This window comes from Bradyrhizobium sp. GCM10028915, assembly GCF_042666195.1.
In the GTDB taxonomy this organism is placed as follows: domain Bacteria; phylum Pseudomonadota; class Alphaproteobacteria; order Rhizobiales; family Xanthobacteraceae; genus Bradyrhizobium; species Bradyrhizobium canariense_D.
On the sequence record NZ_JBHTFN010000012.1, the window covers coordinates 44,074 to 67,589 of the forward strand.

Below are 23,516 nucleotides of genomic sequence, written 5' to 3' on the forward strand. Positions count from 1 at the left end.
CAAATGACCGCTGTTGCTGCATCGCACCCGGCAATCCCCGCTGACAGCACGGCGCAAAAGCTGTCGCGTATCAAGGCGATTGTGGCTGCGTCGTCCGGAAATCTGGTCGAGTGGTACGACTTCTATGCTTACGCATTTACCTCGATCTATTTCGCGGCGGCGTTCTTCCCGTCTGGCGACCAGACCAGCCAGTTGCTGGCGACGGCCGGCATTTTCGCCGTAGGGTTCTTCATGCGGCCGCTCGGTGGCTGGCTGTTCGGCTGGATCGCCGATGCGCATGGCCGCAAGAATTCGATGGTGCTGTCGGTGCTGCTGATGTGCGCGGGATCGCTGATGATCGGAATGCTCCCCACGTACCAAACAATCGGTGCCGCGGCGCCGGCGCTCCTACTGTTTGCGCGCATGGCACAAGGCCTGTCGGTCGGCGGGGAATATGGAACGGCGGCAACTTATATGAGCGAGATTGCCGGCAAGGGCAACCGCGGGTTCTATTCGTCATTCCAGTATGTCACGCTCATCGGCGGGCAACTTCTCGCACTCCTCGTTGTCGTGGTTCTGCAGCAAACCTTGTCGCTCGACGAGCTGAAGGAATGGGGATGGCGGGTGCCTTTCCTGTTCGGCGCCGTCGCGGCCGTTGTGGCGTTGTATCTCCGCCGCTCGTTGCAGGAGACGGCCTCGGCGGAGACCATGCACCGCAAGGAGGCAGGTTCTCTCTCCGGCCTCTGGCATCATAAGCGCGCGCTGCTGATCGTTCTCGCATTCACGATCGGCGGATCGCTATTTTTCTATACGTTTACGACCTACATGCAGAAATTCCTGGTCAACAGCGTGAAGCTGGATGCGAAGACGGTCAGCTCGATCATGACCGCTGCCCTGATCGCCTTCATGCTGCTGCAACCGGTGTTCGGGGCGCTATCGGACAGGATCGGCCGGCGCAACAACATGATCCTGTTCAGCGCATGCGCTACCCTCGCTGCGGTGCCGCTATTGATGGCATTGTCCAGCACCACCAACGTCTACGCCGTTTTTGGCCTGATCATGATCGGTCTTGTGATTGCGTGCTTCTATACCTCGATCAGTGGCGTCGTGAAGGCCGAACTGTTTCCGCCCGAGGTGCGCGCCCTAGGCGTCGGACTTCCCTACGCGATTGCCAATGCGATGTTCGGCGGAACGGCGGAATATGTTGCATTGTCGCTGAAATCGTCCGGATACGAAACCCTGTTCTTCTGGTACGTCGCGGCGATGGCGCTGGTCGCCCTGGTCGCGTCGCTCTGGATGCCGGATACGCGGACGCGAGGCTATCTCGACGGCGATGGCCGGATCTGAACTGAAACACGACGGCCCCGTCATGCCTGCGACGGCGTCCGGAGAGCATTGAATTCGAATGGGAGAGACGCGCTGATGGCCAAGGGATCAGATTTGTTGGTTGCCGCACTCGAGAACGAGGGCGTCGACCGAATTTTCGGCGTTCCCGGCGAGGAGAACCTCGATGTCGTGGAAAGCTTGCGCAACTCGTCGATCAAGCTGATCCTGACACGCCACGAGCAGGGCGCGGCCTTCATGGCCGCGACTTATGGACGGCTGACCGGCAAGCCCGGCGTGTGCATCACCACGCTTGGCCCTGGCGCATTGAACCTGACGACTGGCGCCGCCTACGCGCTGCTCGGCGCCATGCCCATGATCATGCTCACGGGCCAGAAGGGCATCATGAGCAGCCGACAGGCCAAATTCCAGATCGTCGATGTGGTTAGCGCTTTCAAACCGTTGACCAAGCTGTCGCTCCAGATCGTCAGCACAAGCGGCATTCCGACAATCGTTCGCGATGCCTTCCGGATCGCCATGGAAGAGCGTCCGGGTCCGGTTCTTCTGGAACTGCCCGAGGACATCGCGGGCGAGGAATCCGAAGACGTCGCGATGGTGGCGCCGCATCCGATCGAGATCCCGGTCGCCCATCGTGCCTCGCTGGATCGCGCTGCCGACATGATCCTCAAGGCCAAGCGGCCCTTGATCATGCTCGGCGCCGCCGCGTCCCGGCCGCGCAGCACGGCCGGCATCGGCGGCTTCGTCCGCCGCACGAAAATTCCGTTCTTCACCACACAAATGGGCAAGGGAACGGTACCCGGCGGCAGCAACCTCTACATGGGGACGGCTGCACTCAGCGAGCGCGATTACGTTCATGAAGCGGTCGACCGAGCCGATCTGATTATTGCCATAGGTCACGACACCATCGAAAAGCCGCCCTTCATCATGGGCCCCAAAGGTCCTCAAGTCATCCACGTCAGCTACACGCCGGCCAACGTGGAGCGGGTCTACTTTCCGCAGTGCGAAGTGGTCGGCGATGTTGGACCGAGCCTGGAGTTGCTGGCCGATCGTCTCGAGGGGCGGCTGCATCATGCCGGCGCGCTGTTAAGCCTTCGCGAAAGTATCCTGGCCCGGATCGGCGATCGCGCGACCGAGGACCGTTGGCCCCCGACGCCGCAACGCATCGTGCACGATGTGCGAAAGGTCATCCCTGAAGACGGCGTCGTCGCGCTGGATAACGGGATGTACAAGATCTGGTTCGCCCGCAACTACCGCACCTATGTGGCGAACACGCTGCTGCTGGACAATGCCCTCGCGACAATGGGCGCCGGGCTGCCATCCGCCATGATGGCGGCGATGCTGCATCCGGAACGCCGCGTGCTCGCGGTCTGCGGCGACGGCGGCTTCATGATGAATTCGCAGGAGATGGAAACCGCGGTTCGCCTTAAATTGAATCTCGTCGTGCTGATCCTGGAAGATTCGGCCTATGGCATGATCCGCTGGAAACAGGCGGTCGATAGTTTCCCGGACTTTGGCCTCACGTTCGGGAATCCGGATTTCGTCAAATACGCCGAGAGCTACGGCGCGAAAGGCTCGCGGGTCGAAAGCACGGATTCGTTGATTCCGACGCTCGAAAACGCTTTCAAAGGTGGCGGTGTGCACCTCGTCGTCGTGCCGATCGACTACAGCGAAAATACCCGCGTGCTCGTGGATGAACTTCGCGAGAAGCTGAAGCAGGTTATTGAGCCGACCGTGTGAGCCGTCGGCGAGGGCCGATTGATGAGCTGAGCTGAAATTGGCGTGGTCGCAAGCGCCGGCAATGGAGAGTGCAATGAGTGAGCAGATCAACGAGCAGGCTGAGAAGATGCGGGAAATGGCGCAGACCACGCTGGACAAGGCGAAAGAGGCTGTGTCGAAATACATAACCGAATCCCAGAAGTTGAGAGAGAAGGCCGATTCCAGCGTTCGCTCAACCTATTCGGCGGCGAAGGAGATGAACGAAAGAGCCGTCGCGTTCGCCGAGGAAAATGTGGCTTCGGGCTTCGAGCTTGCGCAACGGCTGTTGCATGCCAAGGACCCGCAGGAAATGGGTGCAGTTTATCAGAGCCATCTCAAGGAGCAGATGGAAAAAATGAACGCGCAGTTTCGCGAGCTTGCAAGTGCAGTGAACCAGCCGTCGACTGTTGACCTGAATAAGTAGCGCCGGTCGCCTCAGAGCGAAATCAAATCGCTGATCACAGGATGTTGCCTGCACGCGTTCCGAGCGCGGACGGTGCATCGTCCGATCAAGACAATCGCATCGCAGTGCGTCGGGGAGGCTCCAAGGTGGGCACGGAAAAGTCAGATACGCTGATCCATGACGTGCCGGCCGGCTGGGCACGGCGGGCTCATGCTGACGCTGCGAAATACAGCAGCATGTATGCTTCGTCGGTGTCGACGCCGGATGCTTTCTGGGCGGAGCATGGCAAGCGGATCGACTGGATCAAGCCGTTCACGAAGGTGAAGAATACCTCCTTTGCGCCCGGCAAGGTCTCGATCAAGTGGTTCGAGGACGGCACCACGAATGTGGCGATGAACTGCATCGACCGGCATCTTGCCCGGCGTGCCGGTCAGGTCGCGATCATCTGGGAGGGCGACGATCCCGCCGAATCCAGGCATATCACCTACGCGGAGTTGCACGATCAGGTCTGTCGTGTCGCGAATGTCCTGAAAAGTCACGGTGTGAAGAAAGGCGACACCGTCACGATCTACCTGCCCATGATTCCGGAAGCCGCCTATGCCATGCTCGCCTGCGCGCGAATCGGGGCGGTCCATTCCATCGTGTTCGGCGGGTTCTCGCCGGATGCCCTGGCCGGACGTATCGAGGGCTGCCAGTCCAAAGTCCTGGTCACCGCCGATGAGGGGCTGCGCGGCGGGCGCAAGGTACCGCTGAAGGTCAATGCCGACGATGCGCTGAAGAAGGTGGCCGGCATCGTGAAGACGATGATCGTGGTCAAGCGCACCGGCGGTGGCATCGACTGGGTCGACGGCCGCGACGTCTGGTACGCGGACGAGGTGGCAAAGGCCTCGGCCGACTGCGCGCCGGTCGAAATGAACGCGGAGGATCCGCTATTCCTTCTTTACACGTCGGGTTCAACCGGTGCTCCAAAGGGCGTCGTTCACAGCACGGGTGGCTATCTCGTTTTTGCGTCGATGACGCACCAGTATGTGTTCGACTATCACGACGGCGACATCTACTGGTGCACCGCCGATGTCGGCTGGGTCACCGGCCACAGCTACATCGTCTATGGGCCGCTGGCCAACGGCGCGACCACGCTGATGTTCGAGGGGATCCCGAACTATCCCTCAACATCGCGCTTTTGGCAGGTCGTCGACAAACACAAGGTCAACATCTTCTACACCGCGCCGACCGCGATCCGTTCGTTGATGGGTGCGGGGGAAGAGCCGGTCAAACAGACCAGCCGTGCGTCGCTGCGCTTGCTCGGCTCGGTGGGCGAGCCGATCAATCCGGAAGCGTGGGATTGGTATCACCGCGTGGTCGGCGATGGACGTTGTCCGATCGTCGATACCTGGTGGCAGACCGAGACAGGCGGCATCTTGATCTCGCCGCTTCCCGGCGCGACGGCTTTGAAGCCCGGTTCGGCAACCCTGCCGTTTTTCGGAGTGATGCCGGAAGTGGTGGACGCAAGTGGTGCCGTGCTGACCGGCGCATGCGAAGGCAATCTCGTCATTGCCGATTCCTGGCCAGGCCAGATGCGCACGGTCTACGGCGACCACGAGCGCTTCATGCAGACCTACTTCGCGACCTATCCGGGCAAGTATTTCACCGGCGATGGCTGCCGGCGCGACGCCGACGGCTACTACTGGATCACCGGCCGCGTCGACGACGTCATCAACGTATCCGGTCATCGCATGGGGACAGCCGAAGTCGAAAGCGCGCTCGTCGCACATCAGAAGGTTTCCGAAGCCGCTGTTGTCGGTTTTCCGCACGACATCAAGGGGCAGGGCATCTACGCCTACGTCACCTTGATGTCGGATGCGGAGCCCTCCGGAGAGTTGCGCAAGGAACTAGTGGCCTGGGTCCGCAAGGAGATCGGACCGATCGCCGCACCCGATGTCATTCAGTTTGCGCCGGGCCTGCCCAAGACCCGCTCTGGAAAGATCATGCGTCGTATTCTGCGCAAAATCGCCGAGGACGAAGTCGGCGCGCTCGGGGACACCTCAACCCTGGCCGATCCGGCGGTGGTCGATGATCTCATCAAAAACCGCCATAGCCAAAAGGCGGCGCGGAAATGAATATCGACGCGATTTCGATCGGCGACAATCCCCCGGAGGACGTCAATGTCATCATCGAGGTTCCGATCGGCGGTGAACCGATCAAATACGAAATGAACAAGGCGGCGGGCGCGCTGTTCGTCGACCGCTTCCTGTATACGCCGATGCGCTATCCCGGAAATTACGGCTTCGTTCCGCACACGCTTTCGGACGATGGGGATCCGATCGACGTGCTCGTGGCCAATTCGCGGCCGATCGCTCCTGGCGCCATAATCAATGTGCGGCCGATCGGCGTGCTCAAGATGGATGACGAGGGCGGCGGCGACGAGAAGATCATCGCCGTGCCGATGCCGAAACTGACGATGCGCTACGCACACGTCAACGGGATCGCCGACATGCCGCAGATCGCGATCGAGCAGATCCAGCACTTCTTTGAACACTACAAGGATCTGGAGCCGGGGAAGTGGGTGAAGGTGATCGGATGGGGCGACAGTGCCGAAGCGCGCCGGCTGATCGTCGAGGCCATCGCGCGGGCAAAGAGCTGAAACCGAGATATGGGCAATGATATGAGACTGGTTCTGTTGGGGCCGCCAGGCGCAGGTAAGGGCACGCAGGCGACGAGGATCGTCACTCGATTTGCGATCCCGCAATTGTCGACCGGCGACATGCTGCGCCAGGCGGTTGCGGAAGGCACGGCTGCGGGATTGCGCGTCAAGCACATCATGGATCGGGGTGAACTTGTGCCCGACGACGTCGTGGTATCGGTGATCGCTAATCGTATCGACCATTCCGATGCGGTAAGCGGCTTTATCCTTGACGGCTTCCCGCGCACGGTCGCGCAGGCCGAAGCGCTCGATCAGGAACTCGCCACCCGGGGCATCAAGCTCGATGCGGTGCTTGAGCTCGAGGTCGACGAAGATGCGCTGCTCGACCGCATCAAAGGGCGCGCCGACGATGCGGCAAGCCGAGGCGAGCCGGTGCGCCGCGACGATAATCCCGAGGTCTTCAAGACCCGGCTCGGCGTTTATCGCGAGCAAACCGCGCCGGTCACGGAATACTACCGGTCGCAGGGACTGCTCAACGTCGTCGACGGTTTGCAGCCGATTGACGCCGTGACCGAACAGCTCGCCGCGGCGCTTGCGGCAGTAACGTCCGATCAGATCAGGAGTGATGTCAGATGAAAGCGTTTACCTTCCAGGCACCCCCCAACATCCTGTTCGAGGCAGGCGCATCGAAAAAGCTGGCGGAGTTGGTCGCTGGATACGGGGCAAAACGTGTTCTGCTGGTCACGGATAAGGGCGTACGCAATGCAGGCCTGACCAGAAACGCCGAGGCTGGCCTGGTTGCCGGCGGCTGCGAACTGACGATATTCGAAGATGTGGAGGCGGATCCGCCGTCGCATATCATCGAGCGAGCGGTCGCACTGTGTCGTGACAAGGACATCGAGCTGGTTGCCTCAATCGGCGGCGGCAGCGCGCTCGATACCGCGAAGTTGGTGGCCTATCTGGCCAAAACGCCTGATCGCCTCGAAGATATCTACGGCGTCGGCCTTGCCAAGGGCGAACGCCTTCCGCTGCTGCTGGTGCCGACAACGGCCGGAACGGGCTCGGAGGTGACCCCGATTGCGATCGTCACCACGCCGACGACCGAGAAAAAGGGCGTCGTTGCGCCCCGCCTGCTTCCGGATTGGGCGATCCTTGATCCGGAGCTGACGCTCGGCCTGCCCGCGCATGTCACCGCGGCGACCGGCATCGACGCCATGGTCCATGCGATCGAAGCCTATACCAGCAAGCACCGGAAGAATCCGATGTCGGACCAGTTGGCACGGCAGGCTCTCGCCCTGCTGTCGGCGAATGTCCGGACGGTCTGTGCGGACGGATCTAATCTCGAAGCGCGGTCGCAAATGCTGCTGGGTTCGATGCTGGCCGGCATGGCGTTCGCCAATTCCCCGGTCGCCGCCGTGCACGCGCTGGCCTATCCGATCGGCGCGCTGTTCCACGTGCCGCATGGCCTGTCGAATGCCTTGGTGCTGACCCAGGTGCTGCGGTTCAATTTGCCGGAGGCGGAAGGCCTCTACGCCGAACTGGCGCCGATCGTCGATCCCAAATCGGAAGGAATGAGCGTCAGCCAGCGGGCACGGCTGTTCGTCGATGCGATCGCGGCGATCTGCCGGGATTGCAACGTGCCGGCCTCGCTGGCCGATGTCGGCATCGCGAGGGGCGACCTGAAGAAGCTCGCCGAGGATGCGATGAAGCAGACGCGGCTTCTCGTGAACAATCCGCGGGAATTGAGCTTCGACGATGCGCTGGCGATCTACACCGAGGCGTTCGGCAACCGCGCGGCGGCCTGAGCGGCACAAAGAGTGAGCAGCATGAGCGAGAACGACAAATCGGCTTCCGCTGATTCCGATCCCGGCCTCGAATGGGCGAAGCTGTGGCAGACGATGGCCGAATCCTCGAACCGCATGGTCGAGGCGTGGTCGGGGTCGATGGCACCGTTCATGCTGGCGCGTCTGTCGGAAAAGTCGGGTGGTTTTGGCGACGGCAACGAACTGTCGGCGGCGATCGAGCGGATGGCGCAGGGGCCGCGGCTGGCCGACGTCTGGGACATCGACCGGAAAATGGCGTTGGCCTTTGGGGCCTGGATCGAGATGCGCCAGCGGCTTGCGAGCTACAATGCGGTTGCTGCCGCTCCATGGCATGAAGCGTCGAAGCGGTTTTACGAGACGATGTCCGCCACCGGTAGCGATGGCTCCCCGCATCCGGAGTGGCGCGAGGCGTTCGCCAAATGGAGCGAAATCTCCAACGAGGAACTGATCCGGAATCAGCGCACCGACGGCTTCTTGCAAGCTCAGAAGGAACTGCTGCAGGCGGGATTGAAGTTACGGAGCCGGCAGGATGATGTCGCTGAGGCCGCGTCAGCCATGTTGGGGCTGCCGACCCGCAAGGATTTCGACGACGTGACGCAGCAATTGACCGAACTCCGCCGAGAAGTCCGTACGCTCGCCCGCCAGATCCGCGACCAGAAGAGCGAAGCCGCACGATGAGCGATCAGGAGAACCAAACCTCGCGCTTCGCCCGTGACATGGCGGCCAACGCCGAGAAGATGTTCAAGGCGACACAGTTGATCGCCAATACGCGGGATGAAGACGTCGCCATCGGCACGACACCGAAGCATCTCGTGATGCGCCGCGACAAGGTCGAGCTGTTCCATTATGAGCCGATGGCAGAAGCGACGGCGAAGACGCCCGTCCTTTTGGCCTACGGCCTGATCGGGCGGTATACCATGGCTGATTTACAGCCTGACCGCTCGCTGGTGCGCAGCCTTCTCTCAAAAGGGCTCGATCTCTGGCTGATCGACTGGGGCCAGCCGGGCCGAACAGAGCGATGGCTGAAAATTGATGATTACGTCGATGACTACATCGATGCCGCAGTCGACCGCATCGCGCAGGAAACCGGCCATGACAAGATCACGCTGCTCGGCATCTGCGAAGGCGGCGTCTTTACGACGTGCTACACCGCTCTGCATCCGGAAAAGGTCAAAAATCTCGTCATCACCATTACCCCAATCGACTTCCATGCCGATGTCAAGGACAAGGCCGCGCACCACGGCTTCCTCAACCTTTGGACCCGCAGCCTCGATCCTGATGACATCGACAAGCTGGTCGATACTTACGGCGTGCTGCCGGGCGAGTTCATGAGCTCGGTGTTCTCGATGATGACGCCGATGCGCTCACTGACGAAATACAATGTCGATCTCATCGACGTCGTCGATGACGAGGCCAAGTTCATGAATTTCCTCCGCATGGAAAAGTGGCTCGCGGACCGTCCGCATCATCCCGGCGGAGCGGCGAAGCAGTGGCTGAAGGATCTCTACCAGGAGAACCGCCTGGTGGAGGGCAGCTTTGAGCTGTCCGGCCGCCGGGTCGATCTGAAGTCGATCACGGCTCCCGTGCTGAATGTTTTTGCGCTGGACGACCACATCATTCCGCCGGACTGCTCGCGCGCGCTCGGAGCGAAGATAGGCAGCACGGATTATACCGAAATCCCGCTGCCCGGCGGCCATGTCGGCCTGTTCGTCTCCAGCAAATCGCAGGGCAAGCTGAGCCAGAGCATCGCCGACTGGCTGGTCGCCCGCGACGCCAATCCCGGAAGTGAATCCTGATGCGCAACAAGATCGTCGACGCCGCCGAGGCGGTTGCCATCATCCGTTCCGGTGACACCGTCGCCTCGTCCGGCTTCGTCGGCGTGGGAACGCCCGATGAAATCATCAAGGCGCTGGAGCGGCGCTTCGTCCAGACCGGAGAGCCGCGGGACCTTTCGCTGGTGTTCGCGGCGGCGCCGGGAGACGGCGCCGATCGCGGCCTCAACCGCCTGGCGCATCCCGGCCTGATCAAACGCCTGGTCGGCGGACATTTCGGCCTGGTTCCGAAGCTCGCCCGGATGGCGGTCGACAATCACGTCGAGGCCTATAACTTGCCGCTCGGATGCGTATCGCATCTGTTTCGCGAAATTGCGGGGCGCAAGGCCGGGCTTCTCTCCAAGGTCGGGCTCGGCACCTTCGTCGATCCGGCCAATGGTGGCGGAAAGCTGAATGCGCGCACCACCGAAGAGCTGGTGCGGATGATCGAAATCGACGGCGAACAATGGCTGTTCTACAAGGCATTTCCCATCAACGTTGCGATCATCAGAGGTACCACCGCCGACCACAACGGCAACATCTCGATGGAAAAAGAGGCGTTGACCCTCGACAATCTGGCGCTGGCAACGGCCGCCAAAAACTGCAAGGGATTCGTCATCGCGCAGGTGGAGCGCATCGCCGCCTCCGGCTCGCTCAATCCGCGTCACGTCAAAATTCCGAGCGTCTTGATCGACTGCGTCGTCGTTGCGCAGCCCGAAAACCATGTCCAGACCTATGCCACTGGTTACAACGGAGCATTTTCGGGCGAATTGCGCGCGCCGGCCGATCGCAATGTTCCGATGGCGCTGGATAACCGCAAGATCATTGCGCGCCGCTGCGCCCTGGAATTGCCGATGGGCGGCGTGGTCAATCTCGGCATCGGCATGCCGGAGGGAGTCGCCTCGGTTGCCGCCGAAGAAAAGCTGTTCGACTTTGTGACGCTGACTGCCGAGCCCGGCATCATCGGCGGCATTCCGCAAGGCGGCCTCGATTTCGGTGCTTCGATCAATGCAGAATCGATCATCGACCAGAACCAGATGTTCGATTTCTACGACGGCGGCGGGCTCGATCTGGCCTGTCTCGGCATGGCTCAGGTCAATGGCCGCGGCGACGTCAACGTCAGCCTGTTCAATGGCCGTCTGGCCGGCGCCGGCGGCTTCATCAACATATCCCAGAATGCGCGCCGGCTGATCTTCGCAGGCACCTTCACCACCGGTGGGCTCAAGACGTCGGTCGTGGATGGTCAGCTCAAGATCCTCAGCGAAGGCAAGTCCTCGAAATTCATCGACAAGGTGGATCAGATCACGTTTTCGGGCCAGCTTGCCGCAACCAACAGGCAGCCCGTTCTCTATGTGACGGAGCGATGCGTGTTCCGCCTCACTCCCGAAGGCCTCGAACTGATCGAGATCGCGCCGGGTATCGATATGCAGCGCGACATTCTCGCGCTCATGGGCTTTCGGCCCATCGTCCGCGCGCCGAAATCCATGGACGTTTCGCTGTTCAGCGAAGCGCTGATGCAGCTCGACGACCGGCTGCTCAATCGGCCGCTGGCGGAGCGGCTGTCGTACGATGCCGATCGCAACACGCTGTTTCTCGGACTTGACGGCTATCGGGTCCATAGAGATGCCGACGTCGAGGTAATCCGGGCGTCGATCCTCGAACTCTTCCATCGTGTCGGACGCCGGTTTTCCGCAGTCGTCAACTACGATTCGTCTTACATCGCTCCCGATATGGCGGAGAAATGGTTTTCAATGGCCGCCGAGGTCGAGCGGACCTGCTACGATCATGCCTCGCGCTACACCACCAGCGCATTCATGCGCCTGAAGCTCGGCGACGCGTTGGCCCGCCGCGACGTCGCGCCACATATCTTCGAAACCTCGGCCGACGCCCACCGGTTTGTCGAATAGACCGATGGGGCTGAAATCCACCGAGTTGCGCCCCGCGGACTGGCCTGAAGGACGGCAGAGGGCGCCCGACCGCACCGGATCGGTGCGCGGGCTGACCCGGCGCAGCTTCCATCGTATCGCATTCACGGATTGGGGGCCCGCGCCCGCGGTGCGGCCGGTGCTCTGCGTCCATGGCTTGACCAGAAACGGCCGGGACTTCGATCACCTCGCCGCAGTTCTCGCAATGGCAGGGCGGCAGGTCGTCTGCCCGGACTTGCCGGGCCGCGGACAAAGCGAACGGCTGCACGACAGCAGCGACTATGCCTTGCCGCAATATTGCAGCGACATGACCGTGTTGATGGCAGCTCTTGGTGCAACGGAGATCGATTGGGTTGGAACGTCGCTGGGCGGCTTGATCGGGATGGTGCTGGCTGCCCTTCCGGGCAGTCCGATCCGTCGCATCGTCATCAACGACATCGGACCCTATCTGCCCTGGACCGGATTGCTTCGTCTCGGTGCCAATCTCAACGAGGCGCCCAAATCGTTTGAGACGATCGAACAGGCCGAAGGCTACTACCGGCGGGTTCTGGCGCCTTTCGGGCGATTGGAGGATGTGCACTGGCGGCATCTGACAACGCATAGCGTGGCCTGGAGCGTGGAGGGGCGCTGCTTCAAGCCGCTGTGCGATGCGAACATCGCTCAGGCCTTTCGAAACCCTTGGCACTACAGCGTCGATCTCTGGAAATACTGGGATGCGATCGATGTCCCCATTCTGGTCATACGCGGGCAGCAATCGGATTTGCTTTCCGAAGGCGTCCTCAAGGACATGCTGCGGCGCAATCGCAATGTCCGCGTTCACACCGTCGCGGACTGCGGGCATGCGCCGGCCCTGATCGCTGACGAACAGATCGAGGTCGTGACGCAGTTTCTGAGCGGCCACGACTCCACTTAGCGCTGAATGCTTCATGCCGAATTGCATTATAACGTGTTAATTCCAACCTGGCTGTCTTCATCATGGCTTCGAAACTCACGCTCAAAGATCCGACCCTGTTGCGCGATGCCTGTCCGGTGGCAGGTGCGTGGGTAGCCGCCGATAACGGCGCCACCATCACGGTCGATAATCCCTCGACCGGCGCCGTGGTCGGACATGTCCCCAACATGGGGATGGCCGAGACCCGGCGGGCGATCGAATTCGCCAACGCTGCGCTACCGGCGTGGCGAGCCCGTACCGCGAAAGAGCGCGCCGTGATCCTGCGACGCTGGTTCGATCTGATGATGGCGAACCAGGACGATCTCGGTGCGATCATGACGGCGGAGCAGGGCAAGCCGCTTGCTGAAGCCAAGGGCGAGATCGCCTATGCCGCAAGCTTCGTCGAGTGGTTCGGCGAGGAAGCAAAACGCGTCTATGGCGATACGATCCCGGGGTTCACGGCCGACCGACGCATCATCGTGCTAAAGCAGCCGATCGGCGTTTGTGCCGCAATCACCCCGTGGAATTTTCCGGCCGCGATGATCACGCGCAAGGCGGGCCCGGCCCTGGCGGCGGGTTGCACCATGGTCGTCAAGCCGGCAAGCCAGACACCACTGTCCGCGCTGGCGCTTGCGCTGCTGGCGGAGCGGGCAGGCGTCCCTCAAGGTGTGCTGTCCGTCATCACAGGTTCGGCGTCGGCGATCGGCGGCGAAATGACCTCCAATCCGATCGTACGCAAGGTGACATTCACGGGTTCGACCGAAATCGGCAAGAAGCTGATGGCGCAGAGCGCGTCGACGGTGAAGCGGACATCGATGGAGCTCGGCGGCAACGCGCCGTTCATCGTCTTCGACGATGCGGACATCGATGCCGCGGTCAAGGGCGCGATGGCTTCGAAATACCGCAATGCCGGCCAGACCTGTGTTTGCGTCAATCGCTTCCTTGCGCAGGACAAGATCTACGATTTGTTTGTCTCGCGTCTGGCTGAGGCGGTTAGTGCGTTCAAGATCGGTGACGGGTTCGAGCCCGGCGTCGCGATTGGTCCGCTGATCGACATCGCCGCCGTGGAGAAAGTCGAAGAGCATGTTTCCGATGCGGTTTCCAAGGGAGCGCGCGTCGCCATCGGTGGGAAGCGCCATGCGCTTGGCCGCACGTTCTTTGAACCGACGGTATTGGCGGACGCCACGCCGGACATGTTGATCTTCCGGGAGGAAACTTTTGGCCCGGTCGCGCCCGTATTCCGCTTCAAGACTGAAGAGGAAGCGATCCGCCTTGCGAACGATACCGAGTTCGGACTTGCGGCCTATTTCTACGGCCGCGATATCGGACGGGTCTGGCGCGTTGCCGAAGCGCTCGAGTACGGCATCGTCGGTATCAACGAAGGCCTGATCTCGACCGAGGTTGCACCGTTCGGCGGCGTCAAGGAGAGCGGCAACGGCCGTGAGGGTTCGAAATACGGCATCGAGGACTATCTGGAAATCAAATACCTCTGCATGGGTATCATCCAGAGTTCTGCCACTTGAGCGGCTGCCGGCATCGCGGAACAACGCATGGGCGGAAACCGTTTCGGGCCGTAGCTTGAATGGGGAGGGAGCGGCCACGTAGGGAATAGTCGCAACATTCAGCGGTTTAGTTTTGTTGCTCGGAATATCGAAATTCGCCGCGAAAATTTTTCCGACACTCCGGAATCGAAGTTGCCGAATAAGTGGTCGTTATCATTTATATTCGTGGGACAGGCGCCACTAAAAATTCGCTTCACAGCTCAGCTCAACGCGTGAGCGGCCAATCCGTAGACCCACGGCTCGTTTTCCTTTCGGTTGAGGAATCGCCGCCCCTTGGACATGGTTGTGACCGTCTCGCTGATCGCGAGGCGGCTCTGCTGAAGATAGTCAGCAAACAGGCCCGTCTGCTCCCGGGTATCGACGCGGGCGAAACGGCCGGTGAGATCCTTAAGATGCACGGCCGTGAGATGGATCGCGTCATAATCATTGCTGGCGACAATGGGACCGATCACGTGACCACGCCCGAATTCGCGCTTCATGGAGTAGCCGACGGTCTTGCCGTCGCGGCGCAGTACACAGATTGACGCACCTTCCGAAAGCAGAGCAAGCAGCTCCCGGCGGCTCGTGCCGAACGCGCGCTCATCCAGCGCCGCAATCTCATTGAGAGTTTCGGCTGACGCCGACCTCAATTCGCCATCCAGAACTGATGTCGGTGGAAGGGGTGATACGATCTCTCCCTGCCACTGATACACGACCGCTTCCTTGGTGAAGCCGAGCGACAGATAAAGATGATAGGCAGCATCGGTCGAGTTCAGGGCAAGATTCCGATCCTCGCACCGTTCGAACACCTGTTCCATCAGCCATCGGCCGGTACCTTGTGCTTGGGTGCGCGGCGATGTGAGTACCAGGCCGATGGTGGCGAATTCGCGTCCGTGGGGGAACCACATCGCACTTCCGAAAACTCGCCCGATGCCGTCAACAGCGACGATGCCCTGACCGGCGCGGCGCAGGAAATCCCAGTCCTTTGGCCGATGCGGCCAGCCGACGGCAATCGAGAGCGCGTGGAGCAGCTTCACATCAACGTCTCGAATGTCGCGCGCGACCAATTCGAAGGACTTCAGGCGTACGGATCGTCCCATCTCAGTTCATTCCTTCGCGGAATGCCAACGTCTATGGCTTGTCGTGCTTTATGAACCTGCTGCCCAGTTGCGACAGCAGACGTGTTTGCCGCAGCATTGCACGGAAAGCCAGCAGGTTTCACCTGTTTTGGTGCAAGTGTTCGAAATGTTCGGCATATAGCGCACCGATATTCGGCAGAGAAAGCTTCTGCTTGCCGCTAGGCTGTAGATGTCCGGCGAGCTCGCTGCGCGCCAACAAGTCATCGAGCATCTCGCCGCGTGACACGAAGGGTCCCTCGATGGGGTTTCTTTTCAATTCCGATGCCGCTCGGGGCGCAATTTTCCGCCAGATATTTGCGCGCGAGCTCCCCGATCTGGAATTCTACCAGGGTAGGAAAAGCATCGACCCGGAAAAGGTGCGGTATCTGCTGACCTGGAACGTGCCGGACGACGTCTCGCGTTATCGCAATTTGGAGGTGCTCTTTTCGATCGGTGCCGGAGTCGACCAGTTCGTGCCCGAGATCATACCCGATCATGTGATGCTGGTGCGTATGGTCGAGGATGGCATCATACGCATGATGCAGGAATACGTCGTGCTTGGCGTGCTGGCGCTCCATCGCGAGATGCTCGCATATCGGGAGCAGCAGAGAAGGGGCGAGTGGCAAGATATTGTCACTCCACAGGCGACCGAACGCCGCGTGGGTTTCATGGGCGTTGGGATGCTGGCGCAAGCGGCAATCGATCGCCTCAAGCCCTTTGGATTTTCCCTTGCCGCATGGAGCCGCAGCAAAAAGGTGGTCGGGGGCGTCACCTGCTTTCATGGCGACGATCAGCTGGGCAGTTTCCTGAGTGGAACGGATATTCTCGTCTGTCTTCTGCCCCTGACGGAGCAAACCCGCGGCCTCCTGAACGCAAAACTCTTCTCGCTTTTGCCGATGGGAGCGCGACTGCTGCATGTCGGCCGCGGCCCGCAGCTCGATCAGGCCGCACTCATCGAGGCGCTCGACGGCGGCCGCCTTGCAGCAGCTATGCTCGATGTCACTGACCCCGAGCCGCTGCCGGAAGGCCATGCGCTCTGGGCACATCCGAAGGTCATGATAACGCCGCACATCGCATCCGTGACGCAACCGCATACGGCGGCACAATCCGTCGTAGAAAACATCAGGCGCCACCGCGCGGGAAAAAATCCGATCGGGCTTGTTGATCGAACACTCGGCTATTAACCAGGGATAATGCCATGTCACTTCTGATTACTATCGATACCAATCCGGACTTCGCACCAAAGAACACCTTGCCTGCTCCGGAACGACTCATTTCGGGCAATCCATCCTTCAAGACCTGGGCGCAGGACGCCTCCAAAGCCGAGAAGGTGCTGACCGGCGTCTGGGAAGCAACGCCCGGCGAGACCCATTCCATCAAAGGCACCACTTACGAGTTCTGCCACATCATCTCGGGTCTCATCGAAATTGAGGAAAAGGGTGGTGAGACCAGGACTTACCGCGGCGGCGACAGCTTCGTGATGAAACCGGGCTTTGTCGGCGTCTGGCGCACGCTCGAGACCGTGCGAAAGATCTACGTCAGCGCTTATGACTGAGCGCAATGCTCAGAGCGGTCGAAATCTGGCTTGACAGAACTATCGACTTTCAAAGTCGCGCCTGACCGGCTTCAGCGCCGTCAGGCAATTCTCGATGAAAAATGCGGTGTGCGGCCTTTATTGCTCAAATGAGCCGGCTTTGCTCGCCAGTCGCAAATCCAAGAGCGTTCTCGTCGTGCAGACCTGCTCGGTTGGCAAGCAGGAATGGCGGAGTTGGGCCCGAAGGCCAAGGAACATGTAGATGATTGCATTGAAGGACAAGGATCTGTTTCGCCAGCAAGGGCTGATCGGCGGCAATTGGCGAGATGCGAGCGCGAAAGCCACTGTCAATGTCATTGATCCTGCCAGCCAGAACGTCCTTGGTACCATCCCCGATATGGGGCGTAACGAGACTGCGGCTGCAATCAACGCTGCGGCTGATGCGTTCAAAGCTTGGAAGAAGACTACTCAAGCAAAACGCGCGGCACTTTTGGAGCGTTGGTATGAGCTGATGCGGCAGCATGAGCAGGATCTGGCGCTCTTGCTGACTCTGGAACAGGGCAAGCCGCTTGCTGAATCGCTCGGAGAAATCCGCTATGGGGCATCCTTCGTAAAATGGTTTGCGGAAGAGACACGCCGGATCAACGGATCGACCATCCCTTCACCCACTGTCGATCGCCGCATTCTGGTGCTGAAAGAGCCGGTAGGCGTCTGCGGGATCATCACCCCCTGGAACTTTCCTAACGCCATGATCACGCGCAAGGTGGCACCTGCGCTTGCTGCGGGCTGCACCGTGGTCATTAAGCCATCTGAATTTACGCCGTTTTCGGCGCTCGCGATCGGCGTTCTTGCGCAGCGGGCAGGGATCCCGGCGGGCGTGATTAATATCGTGACGGGCATGCCCGCGGAAATCGGCCAGGAACTGATGGACAATGAAACTGTCCGCAAGATCTCGTTTACCGGGTCGACTCGCGTCGGCGCATTCCTGATGAAGGGCGCCGCCGCCAACATCAAGAAGCTCAGCCTCGAGCTCGGCGGCAACGCGCCGTTCATCGTCTTTGATGATGCCGATGTTGACCGGGCCGTCGAGGGCGCGATTGCGTCGAAGTTTCGTAATGGCGGACAGACCTGCGTTTGCTGCAATCGCATTCTGGTGCAATCCGGCGTTTACGGTGCCTTTGCGAAAAGGCTCGCCAGCCGGGTCGCGAAAATGAAGGTCGGGGCCGGCACCGAAGAAGGCATCGAAATCGGACCAATGATCAATGGCGCGGCGATAGAAAAGATCAAGCGGCACGTCACAGACGCCCTGGACAAAGGCGCGAGGATCATCTCGCAGAGCGAACGTATGCCGGAAGGTAGGCAATATGCCCGCCCCGTCGTGCTCGGTGAGGCAACGACTGACATGCTCTTGGCCTCAGAAGAGACGTTCGGACCAGTCGCGCCGCTTTTCCGCTTCGAGACGGAGGACGAAGCGATCGCGATCGCGAACGGCACGCCCTTCGGCCTTGCCGCCTATTTCTATACTGAAAACCTCAAGCGCTCATGGCGCGTTGCCGAGGCGCTGGAATTCGGCATGGTAGGCCTGAACACGGGCCTGATCTCGACCGAGGTCGCGCCGTTCGGCGGTGTAAAGCAGTCGGGGCTGGGGCGCGAAGGGTCCCAGCTCGGGATAGATGAATATCTTGAGATCAAAACGCTTCATGTCGGCGGATTGGAATAAGGGGGGCGATTCCTGGTTTCAGGAGAGGAATCGAAGGGTTCTTCGATTTTGCGGCGGACCGCGTCCGCGCGGGTAAACAGCATGATGCCTCAACAGCGAAGTAACACAATTTTGTCGGATGAGTAGTTCGAACACAGAAAAAGGGGGCGGTTAAACCGCCCCCTTTATTCATCACGCAACAGTCTCTACTGAAATTTTCGAAGCTCTACGTGCCGCGAAGAGCCCGAAAAGGATACGCCTTCACGCACTTCTTCGAAGGGGCTCCAAGCCGACTGCGGCGGCGAGCTCGCCGATGTCAGCGACCTCAGTGTATTCATAGAAGGGATTCGCGGGCTCATGACCGCGGTTCACCCACACCTTGCTCTTGATGCCCAGGTCGTAGGCTGTCATCAGGTCGTAGCGGAAGGAGGATGAGACGTGGGTGATATCTTCCGGACCGCAGCCAAGCTTGTCCAGCATGTATTCAAAGCCTTTCATGTGCGGCTTGTAGGCGCCGGTTTCCTCGGCCGTGATGACCGTGTGGAAGGGCGCGCCGAGCTTCTCGACGTTCGACATGATGAGGTTCTTCATGGAATTCGACAGGATGACCAGCGGAATCTCCCTGGCAACTTTGGCCAGACCCGCCGGGACGTCGGGGTGTGGACCCCATGTGTGGATCTCTTCATTGATGCGCTGGGCATCCTCCGGCCGAAATACGACACCGTTGCGCTTGCACGCGCGCTCTACCGAATTATGCACGACCTCGAAGTATGGCTTCCACGCGCCAAGAACTTCGTCCAGGCGATAGGCGGCGAAATCCTTGATGAAACTTGCCATCGTCGTGGCAGAAAGCTGGGAGCCGTAGACTCGCCTTGCCGCACCGGCCATGTCGAAATTCGTCAGCGTGCCGTAGCAATCGAAAGTGATATATTTCGGTCGGAACTCGGTCATGTCGTGGTATCCTCCAATCCTCTCGGCACCGCGTGCCAGTACGACAAGCATCATAATGAGCATCGCGTAAGATAAAGCGCCGCTTTCGCTGGAGCCGGAAGCAGATTGTGTCGTGTCGGCTCGAAGCCTTGGCAGAGAGTTGCGCCAAGCAACCTTTCGAGTTGAACAGCACCGCCACGCGGCGGACGCCGCCGCGGTATAAGATGCGGCGTCGATCAAAAACGAAAGTCAAAACTCCTTTGGCTCAGGCGCAGCTTGGGAGGAACTGCTGTCGTCGATATCCTACTTTGCGTTTCGGGTTGATATGGAGGCCGAAATGTTGAGCAATTCGCTGATCGAGCTGGACCGCGCACATCTGGTTCACCCGGTCTCATCCTATCGCGGTCACGAGGCCTTGGGTGTGCGGGTGTTAAGATCAGCGAAGGGCGCGACCCTGACCGATGCATCGGGACATCAATTGCTCGACGGGTTTGCTGGTCTGTGGTGTGTCAACGTCGGGTACGGACAAGAGAGCATCGTTGAAGCTGCCACGAAGCAGTTGCGCGAGCTGCCTTACGCGACGGGCTATTTCGGGTTGGGCTCCGATCCGGCCATCCGGCTGGCCGCCAGGTTGGCCGAATTGGCGCCTGGCGATCTGAACCATGTTTACTTCACGCTAGGTGGCTCCGATGCCGTCGACAGCACAATCCGATTTATTCGGTACTATTATCATGCCAAGGGTACGCCGCAGAAGGATCAGTTCATTTCCGTCGAGCATGGCTACCACGGATCGTCGACGGCAGGGTCCGGCTTGACCGCGATCCCCGCCTTTCATGCGGGCTTTGGGGTACCTTATAGCTGGCAGCACAAAATTCCGTCGCACTATACCTATCGTAATCCTGTCGGTTCCCATCCTCAGGCTATCATTGCTGCGTCGGTCGCGGCCCTGCGAGCCAAGATCGCCGAACTTGGCGCAGATCGCATTGCGGCTTTTTACGTCGAGCCAATTCAGGGATCAGGGGGTGTCCTCGTGCCACCGCCATCTTGGTTGAAAGCCATGCACGCCGTTTGCAAGGAGAACGATATTTTGTTCGTAGTCGATGAGGTCATCACTGGCTTTGGTCGTGTCGGCCCATTTTTCGCCTGCGAAGAAGACGACGTCGTGCCGGATTTCATGACCACCGCAAAGGGTCTGACGTCGGGCTATGTGCCGATGGGAGCCGTTTTCATGTCCGACCGCGTCTACAACACGATTGCGGACGGAGCCGGCAAGACGGCCGTCGGCCACGGCTACACCTATTCCGCGCATCCCGTCAGTGCAGCGGTCGGGCTCGCGTGCCTGGATCTTTACGAAAATGGCTTGTTGGCAAACGGCCGAAAGGCGGGGCACCGCCTGATGGAAGGCCTTCGCGCGCTTGCCGATCATCCACTTGTCGGCGATGTCCGTGGTCGCGGCATGCTGGCCGCAATCGAGCTCGTCACGGACAAGGAGCGCAAGACGCCCCTGCCGGCGGAAGCTGACGCCGCGCGCCGCATATTCGACCGCGCATGGGACAACGGTCTCGTCATCCGCGCCTTTGCCCAGGGCGTGCTGGGTCTTGCGCCCCCGCTCTGCTGCACGGATGCGGACATCGACGGCATCATCGAACGAACTCGCATGACGCTCGACCAAACCCTCGAAGACAGGGACGTCCGCGCGGCGATGAAAGGATAATCACTGCGCCTGTCATTCCGAGGCCAGAAAAAGCCTGAGCCGTAGCGCCGGCCCGGCGATCTGCCCATGCTCCCCGGGGTGGAGGATTGTTCTTCAGCTATTGAATATGCTTTCGAGAGGCAGATGGGATTTCACGATCGGGGACTTCAGCACGACAAAACTGAAGTATTTGTCGATTCCGATATCCATCTCGACGAGACGTTCCATCAGCGCTTGATATTCGCTGATTCCCGCTGTGATAAACTTCACCAGGTAGTCATATCCGCCCGAAACCAGATGACATTCGACGACCGAATCTATCTTTTCGATGGTCGTGAGAAAGCGCGCGAAATCGATCTGGCGATGATTTTTGAGCGTGATCTCGGCGAACACAGTCAGAGTTTGTCCGAGCTTGGAGACGTCGATCTGGGCGGAATAGCCGGTGATGAAGCCCTCCGTCTGGAGCCTCTTGACGCGCATCAGGCACGGGCTCGGGGAAAGGTTTATCAGCTCTGCGAGCTCGACGTTGGAAGTCCGCCCGTTCTTCTGCAGTTCGCATAAAATCCTGATGTCGATCTTATCGAGCTTCATAGGCAATGCCATGAGATGGGAGCCATAGCGGCGTCAAGGCTTTGAGGCTTCAGCGTCATACGCACTGTCATAGCACCAACCAGCATCCTTTCCCACCGGGCGGAGAGATTGCTTTTCAGAACTCGGCGACCTTGCCCCAGGCACCCGTTTTCAGCCGCTCCGGCCTGTATGGACGCGGGTCGACGATCGGTGCAGTACCAGTAATGATGTCCGCGATCAGGTGCCCTGCGCCGGGACCAATCCCGAAACCGTGTCCGCTGAACCCGGCCGCAAGGATAAAGCCCGGAATCGCCCCCACCTCACCGATGGCGGGAACGCCATCCGGTGTGCTGTCAATATAGCCGGCCCAGACATTGGAGATTGCGACGCGACGGAGTTCAGGCAGCAATTCGCAAGCTCTTTTATGTGTCAGCCGAATCTGCCGCATGTCGGGACGGGGATTAAGTGTCCGGTTCAGCTCCATCGGGGTCGTCTCATCGAGCGCCCACTTCGCCCAGGATTCATGACCTTGGCGTATGCCCTCGAATGCTCCAGGGGCGAGACTGCGCCAGCGGCGAGCAAACATCGGCACGAATTCGCGGGCGAACCTGAATTGCTGCGGCGTTGGATCGACTCGCGCGCGCCCGCTTATCGCCAGCGTGTATCCGCCGCTGCCACGCCGCGTGAGCGACACGACTGCGGTGTGCAGGGCGTCGGGCAGACCCGCCGCGCCAGGAGCCACGGCGAGAATGGACTGGCGCACGGACGCCTGCGGGAAGCGAATGCCGAGCTGGTTGCAGAACGAAGATGCCCAGGCCCCTCCTGCCATGACCACCGCGTTGGTCCGGATTGTGCCCATTTCGGTCACTACGCCGTTCACCCGGCCGGCACGGAGCTCTACGCCGCGAGCGGCGCAGTGCTGGTGCACCGTGCCGCCAGCCGTCATCATCGCACGCGCGACCACGGGCACAGCCTTCGAAGGGTCTGCCGTTCCGTCGGTTGGAGAGGAGACGCCGCCTTTCCATTTGCGGCCCGTCGCTTTGCCTCTCTCGCTAGCTTCGTTCGTGCTCAACATGTGTGTCGTAACGCCGACCGTCTTTGCAAAATCGCGCCATTTCGCCCAGCAGGTCAGCTCATTCTCGTCATTCGACAGATAGAGAAGCCCGCAGCGGCGGAAGCCCGTGTCTTCCCCGGTCTCCTGTGCTACTCTCTCCCAAAGATCGAGACTCTTGGTGGCGATCGGTAGCTCGCGTGCGTCGCGATTCTGTTGACGGCACCATCCCCAATTGCGACTGGACTGCTCGGCGGCGACACGCCCCTTCTCTAGCAAGGCGACCTTAACGCCGCGGCGGGCGAGATAGTAAGCCGTGAACACGCCCACCACGCCGCCGCCAATGACGACGACGTCAGCCTCTTGAGGCAGAGACGGGCTTGATTCAATATGGATGAGCGGCGCACTCATGAAGCGAGGACTCCCGGCGTTTGACCTATCGTAGCTGAGCATTCGCGGCAGGTGCTCTGCGGGAATTTGTGATTAGACGGAATATTCTGCGGTTTGCCGACTACTGTTCAAGCTATTATTGCGAGAACACGTTGCTCGCGCCCACCTCATTCGCCAAAGCACCAGGGCATCAGGCGTTGAGCGCGTGCAGCCGTGCCGTGCACAAGGCAGGCCGCCTGAGAGTTCTCTCGTCGCGGCGCAGACTGAAATGCCAGATGGCACTTCGTTTTCAGAACTTCCTGCTGCCCATACGGCGCGTTTCGGCGACTCTGGGGTGATTGAAGCAGTCAAACTCGCGAATGCCGGGTCAATGTCGAT

At 60.3% G+C, this 23,516-nt stretch carries 20 protein-coding genes; 16 read left to right on the forward strand and 4 right to left on the reverse strand.

Annotated features, from left to right (window positions below; all coding sequences use genetic code 11):
* The first annotated feature begins 3 nt into the window (after positions 1-3).
* From ACFQX9_RS09305 to gabD, 12 genes are all read left to right on the forward strand, one after another.
* The gene (locus ACFQX9_RS09305) at positions 4-1,326 is read left to right on the forward strand and encodes an MFS family transporter (protein WP_018453169.1); all 1,323 of its coding nucleotides are present in this window, start codon (positions 4-6) and stop codon (positions 1,324-1,326) included.
* 75 nt (positions 1,327-1,401) lie between these two features.
* Complete coding sequence (locus ACFQX9_RS09310; protein WP_018453170.1) at positions 1,402-3,060, forward strand: acetolactate synthase large subunit; 1,659 nt, start codon at positions 1,402-1,404, stop codon at positions 3,058-3,060.
* Between the two features lie 73 nt (positions 3,061-3,133).
* A complete protein-coding gene (locus ACFQX9_RS09315; RefSeq protein ID WP_240544017.1) occupies positions 3,134-3,502 on the forward strand; it encodes a phasin family protein in 369 nt (122 codons plus the stop codon).
* A 41-nt stretch (positions 3,503-3,543) separates the two neighbouring features.
* Positions 3,544-5,598, forward strand: coding sequence for an acetate--CoA ligase (gene acs, locus ACFQX9_RS09320; protein ID WP_377787947.1), 2,055 nt, complete (start codon positions 3,544-3,546; stop codon positions 5,596-5,598).
* The gene (gene ppa / locus ACFQX9_RS09325; protein ID WP_018453173.1) at positions 5,595-6,122 is read left to right on the forward strand and encodes an inorganic diphosphatase; all 528 of its coding nucleotides are present in this window, start codon (positions 5,595-5,597) and stop codon (positions 6,120-6,122) included. The genes acs and ppa overlap by 4 nt, the downstream gene beginning before the upstream one ends.
* Positions 6,123-6,143: 21 nt before the next feature.
* Positions 6,144-6,758, forward strand: coding sequence for an adenylate kinase (locus ACFQX9_RS09330; protein WP_026232477.1), 615 nt, complete (start codon positions 6,144-6,146; stop codon positions 6,756-6,758).
* Entirely contained in the window at positions 6,755-7,927 is a 1,173-nt protein-coding gene (locus ACFQX9_RS09335) for an iron-containing alcohol dehydrogenase (RefSeq protein ID WP_085350782.1), read from the forward strand. Before ACFQX9_RS09330 ends, ACFQX9_RS09335 begins: the two co-directional genes overlap by 4 nt.
* A gap of 21 nt (positions 7,928-7,948) precedes the next feature.
* Positions 7,949-8,623: a poly(R)-hydroxyalkanoic acid synthase subunit PhaE gene (locus ACFQX9_RS09340; protein WP_085350831.1), complete on the forward strand. Its 675-nt coding sequence runs from the start codon at positions 7,949-7,951 to the stop codon at positions 8,621-8,623.
* Positions 8,620-9,741, forward strand: coding sequence for a class III poly(R)-hydroxyalkanoic acid synthase subunit PhaC (gene phaC, locus ACFQX9_RS09345; protein WP_377787952.1), 1,122 nt, complete (start codon positions 8,620-8,622; stop codon positions 9,739-9,741). The genes ACFQX9_RS09340 and phaC overlap by 4 nt, the downstream gene beginning before the upstream one ends.
* Complete coding sequence (locus tag ACFQX9_RS09350; RefSeq protein WP_368506981.1) at positions 9,741-11,663, forward strand: acyl CoA:acetate/3-ketoacid CoA transferase; 1,923 nt, start codon at positions 9,741-9,743, stop codon at positions 11,661-11,663. The genes phaC and ACFQX9_RS09350 overlap by 1 nt, the downstream gene beginning before the upstream one ends.
* 4 nt (positions 11,664-11,667) lie before the next feature.
* Positions 11,668-12,594, forward strand: a complete 927-nt coding sequence (locus tag ACFQX9_RS09355) for an alpha/beta fold hydrolase (protein ID WP_377787956.1) — start codon at positions 11,668-11,670, stop codon at positions 12,592-12,594.
* 62 nt (positions 12,595-12,656) lie between these two features.
* Entirely contained in the window at positions 12,657-14,135 is a 1,479-nt protein-coding gene (gabD, locus tag ACFQX9_RS09360) for an NADP-dependent succinate-semialdehyde dehydrogenase (protein ID WP_018453180.1), read from the forward strand.
* A gap of 239 nt (positions 14,136-14,374) precedes the next feature.
* Here gabD and ACFQX9_RS09365 read toward each other — a convergent pair whose 3' ends face one another.
* Positions 14,375-15,253, reverse strand: coding sequence for a GNAT family N-acetyltransferase (locus ACFQX9_RS09365; protein ID WP_085361110.1), 879 nt, complete (start codon positions 15,251-15,253; stop codon positions 14,375-14,377).
* Between the two features lie 278 nt (positions 15,254-15,531).
* Here ACFQX9_RS09365 and ACFQX9_RS09370 point away from each other — a divergent pair, with 278 nt between their 5' ends.
* The 3 genes from ACFQX9_RS09370 (at position 15,532) to ACFQX9_RS09380 (ending at position 18,525) form a co-directional block, all read left to right on the forward strand.
* The gene (locus ACFQX9_RS09370) at positions 15,532-16,455 is read left to right on the forward strand and encodes a 2-hydroxyacid dehydrogenase (protein ID WP_377787960.1); all 924 of its coding nucleotides are present in this window, start codon (positions 15,532-15,534) and stop codon (positions 16,453-16,455) included.
* 14 nt (positions 16,456-16,469) lie between these two features.
* Positions 16,470-16,826 (forward strand): cupin domain-containing protein, encoded by a 357-nt coding sequence (locus ACFQX9_RS09375; RefSeq protein ID WP_377787963.1) that lies wholly within the window; start codon positions 16,470-16,472, stop codon positions 16,824-16,826.
* 241 nt (positions 16,827-17,067) lie between these two features.
* Positions 17,068-18,525 carry an NAD-dependent succinate-semialdehyde dehydrogenase gene (locus tag ACFQX9_RS09380; protein WP_377787967.1) on the forward strand — a complete coding sequence of 486 codons (1,458 nt, stop codon included), beginning with the start codon at positions 17,068-17,070 and terminating at the stop codon, positions 18,523-18,525.
* A gap of 240 nt (positions 18,526-18,765) precedes the next feature.
* Here ACFQX9_RS09380 and ACFQX9_RS09385 read toward each other — a convergent pair whose 3' ends face one another.
* A complete protein-coding gene (locus ACFQX9_RS09385) occupies positions 18,766-19,455 on the reverse strand; it encodes a haloacid dehalogenase type II (RefSeq protein ID WP_377787970.1) in 690 nt (229 codons plus the stop codon).
* A 316-nt stretch (positions 19,456-19,771) separates the two neighbouring features.
* Between ACFQX9_RS09385 and ACFQX9_RS09390 the strand changes: the two genes are divergently transcribed.
* Entirely contained in the window at positions 19,772-21,148 is a 1,377-nt protein-coding gene (locus ACFQX9_RS09390; RefSeq protein ID WP_026232478.1) for an aspartate aminotransferase family protein, read from the forward strand.
* A 93-nt stretch (positions 21,149-21,241) separates the two neighbouring features.
* On the opposite strand, the gene ACFQX9_RS09395 is transcribed toward ACFQX9_RS09390, so the two are convergent.
* Both ACFQX9_RS09395 and ACFQX9_RS09400 read right to left on the reverse strand, forming a co-directional pair.
* Positions 21,242-21,718 (reverse strand): Lrp/AsnC family transcriptional regulator, encoded by a 477-nt coding sequence (locus ACFQX9_RS09395; protein ID WP_018453188.1) that lies wholly within the window; start codon positions 21,716-21,718, stop codon positions 21,242-21,244.
* Positions 21,719-21,833: 115 nt separating this feature from the next.
* Positions 21,834-23,159: an NAD(P)/FAD-dependent oxidoreductase gene (locus tag ACFQX9_RS09400; protein ID WP_377787975.1), complete on the reverse strand. Its 1,326-nt coding sequence runs from the start codon at positions 23,157-23,159 to the stop codon at positions 21,834-21,836.
* Between the last annotated feature and the right edge of the window lie 357 nt (positions 23,160-23,516).